This is a genomic window from Bradyrhizobium sp. Kon37, from assembly GCF_055807535.1.
Genome location: NZ_JBVVOY010000003.1, coordinates 441,313 through 457,100, shown reverse-complemented (window position 1 = coordinate 457,100; position 15,788 = coordinate 441,313). Strand labels below are relative to the sequence as shown.

At 64.9% G+C, this 15,788-nt stretch carries 11 protein-coding genes; 6 read left to right on the top strand and 5 right to left on the bottom strand.

From position 1 onward, the window contains the following. Positions 1-116 precede the first annotated feature (116 nt). Complete coding sequence (locus tag AC0L3J_RS10010; protein WP_456765433.1) at positions 117-905, bottom strand: thermonuclease family protein; 789 nt, start codon at positions 903-905, stop codon at positions 117-119. A gap of 196 nt (positions 906-1,101) precedes the next feature. On the opposite strand from AC0L3J_RS10010, the gene AC0L3J_RS10005 reads away from it, so the two are divergent. The 4 genes from AC0L3J_RS10005 (at position 1,102) to AC0L3J_RS09990 (ending at position 6,049) form a co-directional block, all read left to right on the top strand. Further along, a complete protein-coding gene (locus AC0L3J_RS10005; RefSeq protein WP_456765432.1) occupies positions 1,102-2,700 on the top strand; it encodes a GMC family oxidoreductase in 1,599 nt (532 codons plus the stop codon). 7 nt (positions 2,701-2,707) lie between these two features. Further along, positions 2,708-3,157, top strand: coding sequence for a gluconate 2-dehydrogenase subunit 3 family protein (locus tag AC0L3J_RS10000; RefSeq protein WP_456765431.1), 450 nt, complete (start codon positions 2,708-2,710; stop codon positions 3,155-3,157). 91 nt (positions 3,158-3,248) lie between these two features. Continuing rightward, positions 3,249-4,268, top strand: a complete 1,020-nt coding sequence (locus AC0L3J_RS09995) for a S1C family serine protease (protein ID WP_456765430.1) — start codon at positions 3,249-3,251, stop codon at positions 4,266-4,268. Positions 4,269-4,327: 59 nt separating this feature from the next. Then, the gene (locus AC0L3J_RS09990) at positions 4,328-6,049 is read left to right on the top strand and encodes an FAD-dependent oxidoreductase (protein WP_473346835.1); all 1,722 of its coding nucleotides are present in this window, start codon (positions 4,328-4,330) and stop codon (positions 6,047-6,049) included. A 130-nt stretch (positions 6,050-6,179) separates the two neighbouring features. Here AC0L3J_RS09990 and AC0L3J_RS09985 read toward each other — a convergent pair whose 3' ends face one another. Then, positions 6,180-9,656, bottom strand: a complete 3,477-nt coding sequence (locus AC0L3J_RS09985) for an indolepyruvate ferredoxin oxidoreductase family protein (RefSeq protein WP_473346863.1) — start codon at positions 9,654-9,656, stop codon at positions 6,180-6,182. Between the two features lie 684 nt (positions 9,657-10,340). Here AC0L3J_RS09985 and AC0L3J_RS09980 point away from each other — a divergent pair. Together AC0L3J_RS09980 and AC0L3J_RS09975 are read left to right on the top strand one after the other, a co-directional pair. Then, positions 10,341-11,042: a cysteine hydrolase family protein gene (locus tag AC0L3J_RS09980; protein WP_456765427.1), complete on the top strand. Its 702-nt coding sequence runs from the start codon at positions 10,341-10,343 to the stop codon at positions 11,040-11,042. 10 nt (positions 11,043-11,052) lie between these two features. Then, complete coding sequence (locus AC0L3J_RS09975) at positions 11,053-12,708, top strand: regulator (RefSeq protein ID WP_456765426.1); 1,656 nt, start codon at positions 11,053-11,055, stop codon at positions 12,706-12,708. Here AC0L3J_RS09975 and AC0L3J_RS09970 read toward each other — a convergent pair whose 3' ends face one another. Genes AC0L3J_RS09970 through AC0L3J_RS09960 form a run of 3 tightly spaced genes read right to left on the bottom strand, consistent with a single transcriptional unit; the run spans position 12,709 to position 15,787 of the window. Then, positions 12,709-13,533 carry a carbohydrate ABC transporter permease gene (locus AC0L3J_RS09970; RefSeq protein ID WP_456765425.1) on the bottom strand — a complete coding sequence of 275 codons (825 nt, stop codon included), beginning with the start codon at positions 13,531-13,533 and terminating at the stop codon, positions 12,709-12,711. Continuing rightward, complete coding sequence (locus AC0L3J_RS09965; protein WP_027516623.1) at positions 13,530-14,468, bottom strand: carbohydrate ABC transporter permease; 939 nt, start codon at positions 14,466-14,468, stop codon at positions 13,530-13,532. The genes AC0L3J_RS09970 and AC0L3J_RS09965 overlap by 4 nt, the downstream gene beginning before the upstream one ends. Then, positions 14,465-15,787 (bottom strand): ABC transporter substrate-binding protein, encoded by a 1,323-nt coding sequence (locus AC0L3J_RS09960; RefSeq protein WP_456765424.1) that lies wholly within the window; start codon positions 15,785-15,787, stop codon positions 14,465-14,467. Before AC0L3J_RS09960 ends, AC0L3J_RS09965 begins: the two co-directional genes overlap by 4 nt. Position 15,788 lies beyond the last annotated feature (1 nt).

Below are 15,788 nucleotides of genomic sequence, written 5' to 3'. Positions count from 1 at the left end.
GGAAACGCTCGCGCAAAGCGCTTGCGTACGCTTACAAATGCAGCAACTCCCGATAGAGTTCAATTCCGGATGAATACTGTCTCCGGCTGCCGCTCACGGGTGCGTGATGGGCTGCGCTATTTCGGTCGTCGGCAATTGTACGCCTTGCGGAAGCCCGCAGCCTGGGCGTCGTCCTCAGAGCAGAACCAGCGGTCCGGCTTGGTGGTCGCGGGGTAGCTCGGACAGCCCCGTAAATGGTAGATGCCGATATTGCCGGTCACGCGCGCGCGGACCGCAAGCTTGCCCTTGATGCCACAGCTCGGCGGCATCGTCAGATCCTCAGGAAACAACACCGCGCGAATCTCCTTGTCGCGGTCGGTGCGGCAGGCGGCGCCCAGGAGCGCGCCGTCCTTCTTGCCGGCGCGGAATTCTTGCGGTGCAACAAAGCAGCCCTTCCAGATTCCGGCCGAGGTTGATTTCGCGTCGGCCGCGGCCGACTTGACGTTCGCCTTGACCGGCTCGCGAGCAATGGCATAGCCGAGCTTGACCAGCTGCTCGTTCAAGCTGGTCTTGTCGCCCTCGGCCGTGCAGATCGCGCGGTGCCGCTTGCCAAAACTCTTTTCCGGTCCGACATCGTCGCAACGCACCGATCGCTTGCCAATCAGCTTGGCGAGCTGGTCGCGGGCCTCGATGCCGCAGGTCCAGGGATCGGCGTGATCGTCGATGCAGACCTGGTCCAGCTCGGGTGCGTCGACGCCGTCAAGGCGGTAGGTGACGTCGCCGAGCTGGATGGCGTTGCCGTCGCGGACCGTCGCGGCGGCGGTCAGCGCCGAGGCGGGGCCGGATGTGCCCAGAAATCCGGACAGGGCAATAAAGCAAACGAGCGCAAAAGCGCGCGCGCTGGCAAAGGACTTTCGGAAGGACATAAGGTCTCGCTATCGATGGCTCGTGCGCCTTGTTCCTAGCATCCGGATGTGGCGATACCAATGGTCTGCGCCCCGCGAAGTGCGACATTCCGGCCTCGCGGCTTTACTCAGCCGTAGCTCTGATCCTATCGTTCGCCGGCCTTGCGGAGCGGAGGCCGAATCGCCCGGGAAGCGGCGAAGGGAGGAAAAATTTGCGATGAAAGACCCCGTGGACGTCCTGATCATCGGCGCCGGCGCTTCGGGCGCGGCGGTGGCGTGGTCGCTGGCCGAGACCAAGATGCATATTCTCTGCCTGGAGCAGGGCGGCTGGATGAACCCGGCGGAATATCCCAGCACGGGCCGGGACTGGGAGGCCAAGTTCTACGGTGAGTGGTCGTCCAGCCCCAACGTCCGCGGGCGGCCCGAGGACTATCCGATCAACGACGACGATTCGCTGATCAAGGTCGTCAACTACAATGCGGTCGGTGGCTCGACGGTGATGTACACCGCGCACTGGCCGCGGCTGCATCCCTCCGATTTCAAGGTGAGGACGCTCGACGGCGTCGCCGACGACTGGCCGATCGACTACGACGCGCTGACCCCGTTCTTCGAAGAGAACGACCGGATGATGGGCACCTCCGGCCTGTCGGGCGATCCGCTGTCACCGCTGACGCATCCGCCGATGCCGCCACAGCCGATGGGGTTGTCCGGTGCGATCATCGGCAAGACCATGAACAAGCTCGGCTGGCACTGGTGGCCGTCGGATACGACGGTCGCGACCATGGACTACGAGGGCCGAGCGCGCTGCATCAACCTCGGCCATTGCACGCCGGCCTGTGCGCAAGGCGCGAAGTCCTCGACCGACATCACCTATTGGCCGCACGCGGTCCGCGCCGGCGTCGAGCTGCGTACGCACTGTCGGGTGCGCGAGATCACCACCGACGAGAACGGCATGGCCACCGGCGTGGTCTATTACGACAAGGATGGCGTCGAGCAGTTCCAGCCGGCGCATGTCGTCATCATCGCCTGCAACGGCGTCGGCACGCCGCGGCTGCTGCTGAATTCGGCATCGAACCGCTTTCCGAACGGGCTTGCCAATTCGTCCGGCCTCGTCGGCAAGAACCTGATGTTCCATCCTTATGCGCAGATCTACGGCTATGTGAAGGAGCCGACCGATAGCAACCGCGCGCCGCCGACCTGCCTGTGGAGCAAGGAATGGTATGACACGGACCTCTCGCGCGGCTTCGTGCGCGGCTATGGCGTTCAGTTCGTGCGCGGCGCGGGGCCGGTGTTCGAGGCTGTCGTCAGCGAGCAGAAGGGGATATTGCCGTGGGGCGCCGATCATCACCGCATCTTCCGCAAGCTCAACGGCCACCGGCTCGGCTTTTCCGCGATCTGCGAGGACCTGCCGGAGGAGCATAACCAGGTCACGCTCGATCCGGTGTTGAAGGACAGCCACGGCATTCCCGCGCCGAAGATCAACTACACGATCAGCGAGAACAGCCGGAAGATGATGGAGCATGCGCTGGCGCGCGGCCGGGAGATTCTCGAGACCGCGGGGGCGAGCGACATCTGCGTCAACTCGCCGATCCCGTGGGGCGGCTGGCATCTGCTCGGCACGGCGCGCATGGGCACTGACCCCGAACGCTCCGTCGTCAACGAATGGGGCCGCTCGCACGACGTCAAGAATCTCTTCATCGTCGATGGCAGCATCTTCGTCACCTCGGGCGGGGTGAATCCGACGTCCACCATTCAGGCCCTTGCGCTCTACATCGCCGACCAGATGAAGCAGCGCCTCGCCAATTTGTTCGATTGAGGCCGACATGTCCGCAGACAATCAACTGACACGCAGCCAGCGCGACGACCTCCGCGCTATCGCCGCGATGATCGTGCCCGCCAGCGACGAGTACAAGGTGCCGGGCGCCGACGATCCCGCGATCCAGGCCGACATGCTGGCGACGCTGGGGCGTGACGCCAAATTGGTCGCGGCGGCGCTCGACCATCTGGGGCGGCTCGCGGGCCAGCCGTTGGCCGAGCTCGATGCGGCCAGGCGCGATGCGGTGGCGCAGGAGTTTCGCAGTTCCGGCGGCGCGGCTGCCGCGACGCTCGTCCGCGTGGTGCTGCAATGCTACTACCGCGACGACCGTGTGCTGCGCTCGCTCGGGCTCGAGCTACGCGCGCCGTTCCCCCTGGGTTACGTGCTGCCGGATGGCGACTGGTCGCTGCTGGACCCGGTCAAGACAAGGGCGGGCACGCTGCGACGGGCACCCTAGCCACCTGGGCAGTCCAGCCTTGCGCCCCGGGCGGGTCCCTTGCGCCTAAAGGAGCAGGCCACCATCTGTGTGAGCCTCAAGGACTCCTACCATGTTGGATTTTACTTCAGACATCGTCGATGACGCCGCGTCATCGCGGGCGACAGCGGCTGTCCGGGACAACGACCGGGCCCTGCTGGACGCCTATTCCAATGCCGTCATCGACGTGACCGACCGGGTCGGCCCAGCCGTCGTGCGCGTCGAGACCGGACCAAAGGTGCCGAACGGCCGCGAGCGCGGCGGGCTCGGCTCGGGCATCGTGATCTCGCCGGACGGACTCGTGCTCACAAATAGCCACGTGGTCGGCTCGTCGAAGGAGATCCGGCTGCGCGACGTCGAGGGCCATGTCGGCGACGCCCGGGTGCTCGGCGTCGATCCCGACACTGATCTTGCGCTGCTTCGCGCCAACGGGGTGCGGGACTTGCCCTATGCGGCGCTCGGCAACTCCAAGACCTTGCGGCGCGGCCAGCTCGTGATCGCGATCGGCAACCCGCTCGGCTTTGAATCGACCGTTACCGCCGGCGTGGTCTCGGCGCTCGGGCGCTCGATCCGCTCGGTCAGCGGCCGCACCATCGAAGACGTGATCCAGACCGATGCCGCGCTCAATCCCGGTAATTCCGGCGGGCCGCTGGTGTCGTCGAATGCCGAGGTGATCGGCATCAACACCGCCATCATCAATGGCGCGCAGGGCATATGCTTCGCGGTCGCCAGCAACACCGCGCAATTCGTGCTGTCGGAGATCATCCGCCACGGCTATGTCCGCCGCGCCTATATCGGCGTGGCCGGCCAGACCGCACCGATCCCGCGGCGGCACGCGGTGCTGGCCGGCGTCGAGAACAAGATGGGCGCGCTGCTGGCGCAGATCGAGCCGGACGGGCCGGCCGCGAAGGCGGGCCTGTTGTCCGGCGATGTCGTGATCGGCCTCGACGGCGTCGAGATCAACGGCGTCGACGATCTGATCCGTGTGCTCGATCGCGACCGGATCGGCCGGCGGCTGGCGATGGACGTGTTGCGGCTCGGCCGCCTGCGGGCGATCGACATCGACCCGGTCGAACGCAAGCCGGCCCGCTAGCGTGTGGGCGCCGAAGCGAGGTATGACGGTGTCATGCCTCGCTTCGGGAACCCCGCTGCATGATGCCGGCGCATGAGACCTACGATGTCATTGTCGTCGGCGCCGGCGCCGGTGGCATGACGGCAGCGGCGGTGGCCGCCGCCGAGGGCCTGCGCGTGCTGGTGATCGAGAAGACCGCCTTCGTCGGCGGCACCACCGCATGGTCCGACGGCATGGTCTGGATTCCCGCCAATGCCAAAATGAAAGAGGCGGGGCTCTCCGATAGCATCACGGACGCCGTGCAATATTTGTCGAGCACGGTGCCGGAGCCCGCCAATGCGGGCCTCCGCGCCGCTTTCCTCGCGCGCGGGCCGGAGGCGGTCGCCTATCTCGAAGCCAACACGCAAGTGCGGCTCCAGCCGGTGAAAGCCTGTCCGGACTATTATCCGGAGCGGCTGGGCGCGACGCCGGGCGGGCGCGTGCTCGAGCCGGTCGTCTTCGACGGCGCGCGGCTGGGCGGGCATTTCGCGCGGCTGCGCGCGCCGCTGCCGGAGTTCACGCTGTTCGGCGGCATGATGGTCAACCGCCTCGACATGCCGCATCTGCGCCGGGCCGGACAATCGCTGCGCTCGACTCTTCGCGCGGCGCGGCTGGTTTCCGAGTATGCGTGGCAGCGGCTGCGCAGCCCGCGCGGCACGACGCTGCATCTCGGCAATGCGCTCGCCGCGCGGCTGTATGCCTCGCTGCTGGACCGGCAGGTCGAGATCCTCTTCAGTGCGGACGTCGAGGATTTGTCGCTCCAGGGCGCGCGCGTCGGTGGTGTGCTCATCCGTCATGGCGCGCGCGATCGGCTGATCGCCGCGCGACGCGGCGTGGTGCTGGCGACCGGCGGCTTTTCGCACGACGCGATCTTGCGCAAACGCTTGTTCCCACCCGCGACCGGATTTATCTCGGCGGCCCACACGTCCGCTACGGGCGACGGGCTCCGCCTTGCGACTGCAACCGGCGCAGCGCTCAATACGGATGCGACGAGCCCGGCCTATTGGGTGCCGACCTCGCTGTTCCGGCGTACTGACGGAAGCCGTGGTGTTTTCCCGCACATGGCGACCGACCGCGCCAAGCCCGGCGTGATCGCGGTCAATGCGGCCGGCCGGCGCTTCGTCAACGAGGCACTGTCGTACCACGAGTTCGTTCTCGCCATGCTGCGTGACGGCAATGGCGAACCGGACTGGCCGTTCTATCTGATCTGCGACCGCCCGTTCCTGTGGAGCTACGGCCTCGGCCGCATCCAGCCGTTCACGCGCAATATCCGGCGCTACGCGGCGAGCGGCGAGTTGGCCGAGGCCGCTGATATCGCGCAGCTCGCAGGGAAGATCGGCATCAAGCCGTCGACACTCGCGGCGACCATCGCCAACTACAATTCCGATGCGAAGGAGGGCCGTGACCCGGAATTCGGTCGCGGCAGCACCATCTACCAGCGCCATCTCGGCGATAGCAGCCACAAGCCGAACCCCTGCGTCGCGCCCATCCTCTGCGCGCCGTTCTATGCGATGCGGATCTATCCCGCCGATCTCGGCACGGCGACCGGCATGAAGGTGGATGCACAGGCGCGCGTGTTGCGCGAGGACGGCGCGCCGGTTGCGGGCCTCTACGCCTGCGGCAACGACATGGGCTCGATCATGAACGGCAATTGTCCCGGGCCGGGGATTGCACTGGGGCCGGCGCTGACGTTCGGGTACATCGCGGGAAGGCATCTGGCGGAGGGGGCGGTGACGGCGAGTGCGGCGACGGCAACTGCCTGATTGTCGTCTCCGCTATATCCCCGTCATTGCGAGCGAAGCGAAGCAATCCAGAATCGTTCCGCGGAGGCAGTCTGGATTGCTTCGTCGCAAGGGTTCCTCGCAATGACGGCGAGAGAGTTCGGGCCTACCGCTACTCCGCAGCCGCCGCAAAGCGGCTGTTCTCCAGTTCCGCTTCCAACCGCGCCTTCTCCGCCGCCGCCAGCTTGATGTTGGCTTCCTTGACATGCCCGAAGCCGCGGATCGTCTCCGGCAGCCGCGCGAGCCTCGCCAGCAGCGGGATCTGCTCCGCTTTCAGCCCGGCGATCCGCTGATCGATCATGTCGAGATAATCCGCGATCAGCTTCCGCTCGGTCCGGCGCTCCTCGGTGCGGCCGAACGGATCGAACGCGCCGCCGCGCAGGAACTTTAGTTTGGCCAGCACGCGGAAGGCGTGGATCATCCAGCCGCCGAATTCCTTCTTCTGGAGGTGTCCGGTCGTCTTGTCGCGCTGTGCGAAGATCGGCGGGGCCAGATAGAACTTCAGCTTGAAGTCGCCGTCGAATTTCTCCGAGACCTTCTTGGAGAAGCTGCCGTCGGTGTAGAGCCGCGCGACCTCGTACTCGTCCTTGTAGGACATCAGCTTGAACAGGTTTTTCGCGACAGCCTCGGTCAGCTCCATGGATGCGGGGGAGGCCGCATTCTCCGCCTTCCGCACCTTGGCGACGGCGGCGAGGTAACGGTCGGCGTAAGCCTTGTCTTGGTAGCCCGTCAAAAACTCCGCGCGCGTCGCGATGATGTCGTCGAGCGACTTCGTCGGCGCGGCGGCCCGGCTCCGGAATTGCAGCACGCTGCGCACCCGCGACATGTCGTGGGCGGCGAGGCGTCCCCAGGTGAAGGCGAGCTTGTTCATTTCGATCGCGGCGCCGTTGATCTCGATGGCGCGGAGCAGCGCGTCCAGCGATAGCGGGATCGCGCCCTTCTGGAAGGCAAAGCCGAGCATGAAGGGATTTGTCGCGATCGAATCGCCCATCAGCGCGGAGGCAATGCCTGTCGCGTCGATGATGTCGAGGTTCTTGTCGCCGACAGCGTCGCGCAGCACCGTCTGCATCGTGCCCATCTCGAAATCGAGATCGGGATTTTGCACGAAGCTTGCGGTCGGCTGCAGGTCGGCGTTGATATACGCTTTCGTGGTTCCGCGCTCGGCGCGGCTGAGCGCAGAGGGACCTGCCGAGACGATCATGTCGCAGCCGAGGATGACGTCGGCGCCGCCCGTGGTGATCCGGACCGCGGAGATGTCTTCCGGCTTCGCGGCGATGCGCACATGGCTCATCACGGCGCCGTTCTTCTGCGACAGGCCGGTAAAATCCAGCGCCGAGCAGCCGCGGCCGTCGACATGGGCGGCCATGCCGAGCAGCGCGCCGATGGTGATGACGCCGGTGCCGCCGATGCCGGTGACGAGGATGTTGTAGGGGGCGTCCAGCTCACGCGCAGGCGGCAGCGGCAGGTCGGCGAACAACTGGCCTGAGTCCACCGCCGAGGTCTTGATTCGCTTGAGCGTGCCGCCATGGACGGTGACGAAGCTCGGGCAAAAACCCTCGACGCAGGAGAAGTCCTTGTTGCAGTTCGACTGGTCGATCTGGCGCTTGCGGCCGAACTCGGTTTCCAGCGGCTGCACCGAGACGCAGTTCGAGGCCTGCGAGCAGTCGCCGCAGCCTTCGCAGACCAGCTCGTTGATGAAGGCGCGCTTGGCGGGATCTGGATAGAGCCCGCGCTTGCGGCGGCGGCGCTTTTCCGCGGCGCAGGTCTGGTCGTAGATGATGACCGTAAGGCCCTTGATGTCGCGCAGTTCGCGCTGCACGGCGTCGAGGTCGCGGCGGTGATGGATGGTCGCGCCTTGCGGGAAGTAATTGCCATCTGGATACTTACCCGGATCGTCCGACACGATCGCGAGGCGCTTGACGCCCTCGGCCCAGACCTGATGCGCGATCTGGGCGACGTTGAAGCCGCCTTCGGCCGGCTGGCCGCCGGTCATCGCGACGGCGTCGTTGTAGAGGATCTTGTAGGTGATGCTGATGCCGGCGGCCGATGCCGCGCGAAGGGCAAGCAGTCCGGAATGGGTGTAGGTGCCGTCGCCGAGGTTCTGGAAAATGTGCTGCTCGGTGGTGAAGGGCGCTTGTCCGATCCAGTTCACGCCCTCGGCGCCCATATGCGAGATCAGATCGGTGCGGCGGGTCGGCATGCTCAGGGCCATGCCGTGGCACCCGATACCGGCCATGGCGCGGCTTCCTTCGGGCACGCGCGTCGAGGTGTTGTGCGGGCAACCCGAGCAGAAGAATGGCGTGCGCGCGAGCTTGATCTGCGCGGAGGCCGGAACAGGAGTGTCGAAGGCCTCGAGCCGGGCGAGGCGCTGCTCCAGCACCGGGCTATGGTGGCCGAGCTTGCGCAGCCGCGCCACCAGCGCGGCTGCAACGAGGGTCGGCGTCAGCTCGCTCTCGCTCGGCAATAGCGGCGCGCCGCGCTCGTCGCGTTTTCCCGTCACGGTCGGACGCCTGGACGCATCGATGTTGTAGAGGATGCGCATCAGCTGGTCTTCGATGAAGCCGCGCTTCTCCTCGACGACCAGCACGTCCTGAAGTCCTTCCGCGAAGCGCTTGGCGCCGGTTTCCTCCAGCGGCCAAGTCAGTGCGACCTTGTAGATGCGCAAGCCAAGGTCCTGCGCGTCCTTGTCGGTAATGCCCAGATCGGCCAGGGCCTGCCGCAGATCGAGATAGGCCTTGCCGGTCGCGACGATGCCGAGCCGTGCCGGCCTGGAGTCGAGCACGATGCGGTCGAGCTGGTTGGCGCGGGCAAACGCCTGTACCGCCGCCATCTTCGGGCCGAACAGGCGCCTCTCCGCCTCGAGCGGCGGATCGGGCCAACGGATGTTGAGGCCGCCGGGCGGCATCTCGAAATCGTCGGGGAGCTTGATCTGGATGCGTTCAGGATCGCTATAGATCGAGGCTGAGCTTTCCACGGTTTCGCTGATTGCCTTGAAGCCGACCCAGCAGCCGGAGAAGCGCGACAGCGCAAAACCGTAGAGGCCGAGGTCGAGATAATCCTGGAGCGTCGCCGGATTGATGACGGGGATCAGCGCCGCCGCGAAGACCTGCTCGCTCTGGTGCGCCAGTGTCGAGGATTGGCAGCCGTGGTCGTCACCGGCGAGCGCGAGCACGCCGCCATTGAGCGAGGTGCCGGCGGCATTCGCGTGCTTGAGCGCATCGACCGAGCGATCAACGCCAGGGCCCTTGCCGTACCAGATACCGAACACGCCATCGACCTTGGCACCGGGAAACAGACCGACCTGCTGGCTGCCCCAGACGGCGGTCGCCGCGAGGTCCTCGTTGAGGCCGGGGACGAAGGCGATGTCGTGCTGCTGGAGATGTTCCTTCGCGCGCCACAGCGCGTGGTCGTACATGCCGAGCGGGGAGCCGCGATAGCCCGAGATGAAGCCCCCGGTGTTGAGGCCCTGAAGCCGGTCGCGTTCGCGCTGCAACATGGGCAGCCGGACCAGCGCCTGCGTGCCGGACAGGAAGATCCGCTTAGATTCGAGCCGGTATTTGTCGTCCAGCTCGACCTGCATCAGCGTCATTTCAGGAGTCCTCATCTCTTGTTCGGCTTTTATTTGACTTGGTATTCGACTTTGGGGTTTGCGCTGCGGGAGGGAGGAGCGGCTGCGCGACGCGAATTGTGACAGTCAGAGGCATGCACAGCGAAGTCAATATCGCTGGCCGCATCCGTGGCGCTCCTGCTGGTCATGGCTTGCTTGCGGAGAACACGATGCCTGCAAGCGCGTTCGATACCGAGATCACGGAGACGGCTGAGGCGCTGATCGGGCCATGGCGTCACCCGCACCAGATGCTCCACGCAGAAGTATTGCGCGGCACGGCCGAAGGTCGCTCTACATGGCGACGCTGAATGCCTCTTGCGCACCTTACGGGGAGGAGTATCGCCGGCCGTACGGAGCGGGTCGCTAACGCCACCTTCGTCGTTCCGGGGCGCGCGTACGCGGGCCCGGAATCCATTTCACCGCGTGTTCAGCCGCCCGGGTTCGACGCTTACGCGTCGCCCCGGAATGACGACAGAAAGCGCTCATCCTTTGGGCAAATGCACGTCGCAAAGCCGCCGCACAGCGAATAAGCAGACCCCGGCTTTTCCAATAACATTCTGACAGCGCAGTAAATTTTCCTGCGCCGTCGGTTCAACCCCAATTGTACACAATGGCATGGCGCTTGCAGAACTCCTGCAGAGAGAGTTCTCGCGGGGGCCTTGAGTCATGTTGAACTCAACCAAGCCGACACTGGGTGTCATCATCGCCGAACCGGAGCCGGTCAAGCTCGACTGGCCGGCCACCGCGCTTCTCATCATCGACATGCAGCGCGACTTCATGGAGCCCGGCGGCTTCGGGGAGACGCTGGGCAACGACGTCAGCCAGCTCGCGCGCGCGGTGAAGCCGATCGGTGCCGTGCTGAAGGCCGCGCGGGACACCGGCATGCTGGTGATCCACACGCGCGAGGGCCATCTGCCCGATCTCTCCGACGCGCCGCCGGCGAAAATCGAGCGCGGCGCGCCATCCTTGCGCATCGGCGACCCCGGTCCGATGGGGCGCATTCTCATTCGCGGCGAGGCGGGCCACGACATCATTCCGGAGCTCTATCCGCTCGACAACGAGATCGTGATCGACAAGCCCGGCAAGGGCGCGTTCTACGCCACCGAGCTCACCGACGTGCTGGAGAAATACGGCATCGAGAATCTCCTGGTGTGCGGCGTCACCACCGAAGTGTGCGTCAACACCACCGTGCGCGAGGCCAATGATCGCGGCTATCGCTGCGTCGTCATCTCGGACGGCTGCGCGTCCTACTTTCCCGAGTTTCACGAGATGGGCCTGAAGATGATCAAGGCCCAGGGCGGCATCTTCGGCTGGGTCGCAAGCTCAGCCGCGGTACTGGAGGCGATGAAGATTTCCACATCAGCGTAGGGGCATCACGATGAGCACAGGCACGACAGGGACGGCCGGCACCTCCGAGTTCAAGCCGGCACTATGGACACCGGGCGACTGGAACGCGTTTTTCGGCTTCGGCACCAACATCCTCGTCAACATGCTGGTGCTCACGGGCCTGTTGCGCTTCGTGTTGAAGATGCCTGACAGTCTCGTGTTCGGCCGCATCCTGCCCGCGCTCGGGTTGATGATGTGCCTTTCCACCTTCTACTACGCGTTCCTTGCCTATCGGCTGGCGCAGAAGACCGGCCGCAACGACGTCTGTGCGCTGCCCTCGGGCGTCAGCGTGCCGCACATGTTCATCGTCACCTTCGTGATCATGCTGCCGATCACGATCAAGACCGGTGATCCGCTCAAGGGCTGGTCGGCTGGCCTGGTCTGGGTGTTCTTCCAGAGCTTCATCCTGATGATCGGCGGTTTCATCGCGCCGTTCATCCGAAAGATCACACCGCGCGCGGCGCTGCTCGGCACGCTCGCCGGCGTATCCGTCACCTTCATCTCGATGCGGCCGGCGCTCGAAATGTACATGACGCCGCAGATCGGCCTCGTCTGCTTCGCCATCATCCTGGTGAGCTGGTTCGGCGGCGTGAAATATTGGCGCGGCATTCCCGCCGGTCTCGTTGCGATCGCGGTGGGCATGGTCATCGCCTGGGGCTCGAACCTGTTCGGCCTCGGTCTCGGGGGGCTCAGCGTCAAGGGCGTCGGTGATGCCTTTGCCAATTTCGGTTTCTCGGTGCCGATCCCGGCGGTGGGCTACGTCTTCTCCGGTTTCGAATTCCTCGGAATCATCCTGGTCACCGCCATTCCGTTCGGCATCTATGATCTCGTCGAGGCCATGGACAATGTCGAGAGCGCGGAAGCCGCCGGCGACGAATATCCGACCACGCGCGTGCTCACCGCCGACGGAATCGTCAGCCTGATCGGCTGCCTGATGGGCAATCCCTTCATCAACGCCGTCTATATCGGGCATCCCGGCTGGAAGGCGATGGGCGGCCGGATCGGCTATTCGGCCGCGACCGGCATCATGGTGGTGGTGCTGGCCTGGTTCGGCATCATCTCGGTGCTGCTGGCGCTGGTGCCGGTCGTCGCGATCTCGCCCATCCTGCTCTATATCGGCATGCTCATTGGCGCGCAGGCGTTCCAGACCACGCCGGTCAAGCACGCGCCCGCGATCGTGCTGGCACTGACGCCGCATCTCGCGGCGTGGGCCAAGCTCCAGATCGACACCATGTTGGGCTCGACCATGAATGCGGCTGCGACGGTCGGCGGAATGGCCGCCGACAAGGCCGACGCGGTCAAGGCTGCGGCGATCGCAGCCTTGCCGCAGCAGGGCGTGTTCTATCACGGGCTCGAAGTGATGGGCGGCGGCTCCATCCTCGGCGGCCTGATCCTCGGCGCGATCGGTGTCTTCATTATCGAGCGCGATTTCGAGAAGGCCTCGGCGTTCGCCTTGGTCGGTGCAGTGCTGACCTACTTCGGCTTCATGCATGGCGAAGCCGTGGGCATCGGCGGTGGCTTCGGCGTCACGCCCGCGGTCGCGTTCGCCTATGCCGTGATGGCCGCCGGTCTGTTCGCGGCCAGCAGGCTCGGCGCGAGCGAGCCCTACATGCCGCATGCGGACATGCACGCGGCACCGGCGGAGTAGCTACCCGCCTTTGACGGCACCCGCGGTGAGCCCGGCGACGATCTGTCGCTGGGCGAACACCGTCAGCAGCAGCACCGGCAGGGTGACTATCAGCGCAGCGGCCGCGAGCGGCCCCCAGCTCAACTGGTCGAACGAGATCATGTTGTAGACGGCGACGGGCAGGGTGCGGGTCTCGCGTCCGGCCAGCACGATGCCGAAGACAAAATTGTTCCAGGAGAAGATCACGGCCAGGATGAAGGCGACCGCGATGCCGGGCTTGGCGATCGGCAGCGCGACGTGTCGGAAGACCTGCCAGCGCGTGGCGCCGTCGATGAGGGCTGCTTCTTCCAGTTCCATCGGCGTCGTCTCGAAATAGCCGATCATGATCCAGATCACGATCGGCACCGTGACCACGAGGTGGATGATGATCTGCGGCACCAGCGTGCCGAGCAGTCCCAGCCACTGGAACATGAGAAACAGCGGGATCAGATAGGACAGGCCCGGCGTGATGCGGGCGATCAGGATCACGATCGCGGATTTGTGCGCGGCCATCCGCGCAATCCCGTAGCCGGCGGGAACGCCGACCAGCAGCGCAAGCAGCGTCGCGCTCCCTGTCACGATCAGGCTGTTGATGAAATAGGTCAGGAAGCGGTTGGAAGCGAGCACGTCGGCATAGTTCTTCCAGGCGACATGTTCGGGAAAGAACACCGGCGGGTAGGCGGCGTTGTCGATCTCGAATTTGAGCGACAGCGACAGCATCCAGAGGAAGAACAGGATCGCCGGCGACACGATGACGAACACCGAGAACCACAGGCCGATCTTGCCGATGATTTGCCTTGGACTCATGTGCCGCTCGCGATCTCGGTCCACAGCATGCGCTGGCGCGCATAAAGCATCACCGCCGCAAGCAGGACGATCAGCAGGAAGAACACGACAGCGATCGCCGAGCCGTAGCCGAGGTCGTAATAGGAGAAGGCGACGCTGTAGAGATAGATATTGATCGTCTCCGACGCCGATCCCGGTCCGCCCTGGGTGATTGCGAAAATGATGTCAAAGCTCTTCACGGCATCGATCATGCGGATCATGCCGGCGATGAACAGGAACGGCATGATCAGCGGCAGGGTGATGAAGCGGAACACTTGCCAGATGCTGGCGCCATCGATCTGTGCACTTTCATAAGGCTCGGTCGGGATCGCGGCCAGGCCGCCGAGCACGATCAGCATGACCAGCGGCGTCCATTGCCAGGTCTCGACCAGCACCAGCGAGGGAATGACGGTCGCGGGATGGAATACCCAGAGCTGCGCTGGGATTCCAACCAGCGACAGCAGATAGTTCAGTACGCCGAGCTGCGGGTGGAACATCATGGTCCAGACCAGCGCGATCGCCACCGGCGTCGCCATCATCGGCATGATGAAGACGCCGCGCAGAAAGCCGCGGCCAGGAAATTTCTGATGAAACACCACGGCCGCAAACGTGCCGAGCACGAGCGGCAGCAGCACGGACAGTATGGTGTAGACCAATGTATGTCCGACGGCCTCAATGAACCGCGGATCGCTCGTCAGCCGCAGATAATTGGACAATCCAACGAAGGTGGTCGACGAGCCGACCTTCCACTCGTTCAGGCTCATCCAGATCGTGAAGACCCACGGAAAGATGATGATCGCGATCACGACGACCAGCGCCGGCACCACGAACGGCCAGTAGGACGGCGGCCGCAACTCCTTCTCCGGCGCGGCATCAGACTGTGCCGCACCCGGAGTCGATTGTGTCAACGCACTCACGCCTTCTCGCTACGCTCCAGGATCGGCCGGTACTGATCGTTGGCCTTCTTCAGCTCGGCGGCAGGATCGGCGCCGGACAAGGTCGCAGTGACCGCGGCCCCGACGATGTCGCGGAATTCGGCGACCGGAATCACGACGGGCAGGCCCAGCTTGCTGATCTTGCCGGAATCGATCACCGATTGCAGCCATTCCTTGGTCTTGACGCCCTTCTGGACCTCGGGATCGCCGAGGATCGAATTGCGGAACGGTACGCCGCCGCCGGCCTGCAGCAGACGCGCGCCTTGCGTTTTCGAGACCACCCATTGGCAGAGCAGATAGGCGGCTTCCTTGTTCTTGCTCGCAGCGGCAACGCCGATGCCGTCGCCATAGGTCGAGGAATATTGGCCCTTGGGGCCGGCGGGCACGACGGTGTAGCCGACCTTGCCGACGACGCGCGAGGCGGCCGGATCTTCCAGCGGTGGTGCCCAGCCGACGCCGTCGATCCACATCGCGGATCGGCCTTGCGTGAACGAGGCCATCGACTCCATCCAGTTGAAGCCGGCGACGCCTGGAGGTGCCGATTTCGTCAGGAGCGTCTGATACAGCTTGGTCGCGGCAATGGCTTCCGGACCGTCGGTCAGGATATTGCCCTTGGCGTCGAGGAATTCCCCGCCATAATTGAGGAAGAAGTTGCTCCACATCGCCATGTTGGCGTTGCGCAGGCCGCGCCCGACAAAGCCGTAGATGCCTTCCTTGGTGTCGGTGAGCTTCTCGGCCGCCGCAGCCATCTCGTCGAGAGTCTTGGGAACGGCGACGCCCTTCTTCGCGAACAGCTCCTTGTTGTAATAGAGGATGAAATAATCGACCGACCACGGCAGCGACAGCATCTGGCCCTTGTCGTTCCTGGCGTATTGCAGGCCCGCGGCCGAGAAGTCGCTTTCGACGAGATCGGGCGCGGTGAGCGCCGGGTCCTTCATGAAGGGCGTCAAATCGGCAAGCCAGCCGGCCTTCTCGAACTGCCGCTTCTGCACGTGATAGCTGAGATGGACGACGTCGAAGCTCGGACGGCCCGAGGTGAACTCGATCACCACCTTCTGGCGCTGCTGCTGCTCGGGAATCTGCTCCGCTTCGACCTGGATGCCGGTGAGCTCGGTGAACTCCTTGACGTATTTTTGCAGATTGTCGCCGCGAGGCCCCTTGGCGAGGATCACCTCGAGCTTGGTCCCTGCGTATTTCTTCCAGTTCACGTCGGCGCGCGCCGGCAATCCCGTCAGGCTGAGCGCGCCAGCTGCGGCAGTGCCCGTCAAGAGCGTACGACGCGAGATTTTGTGGTTGACCACT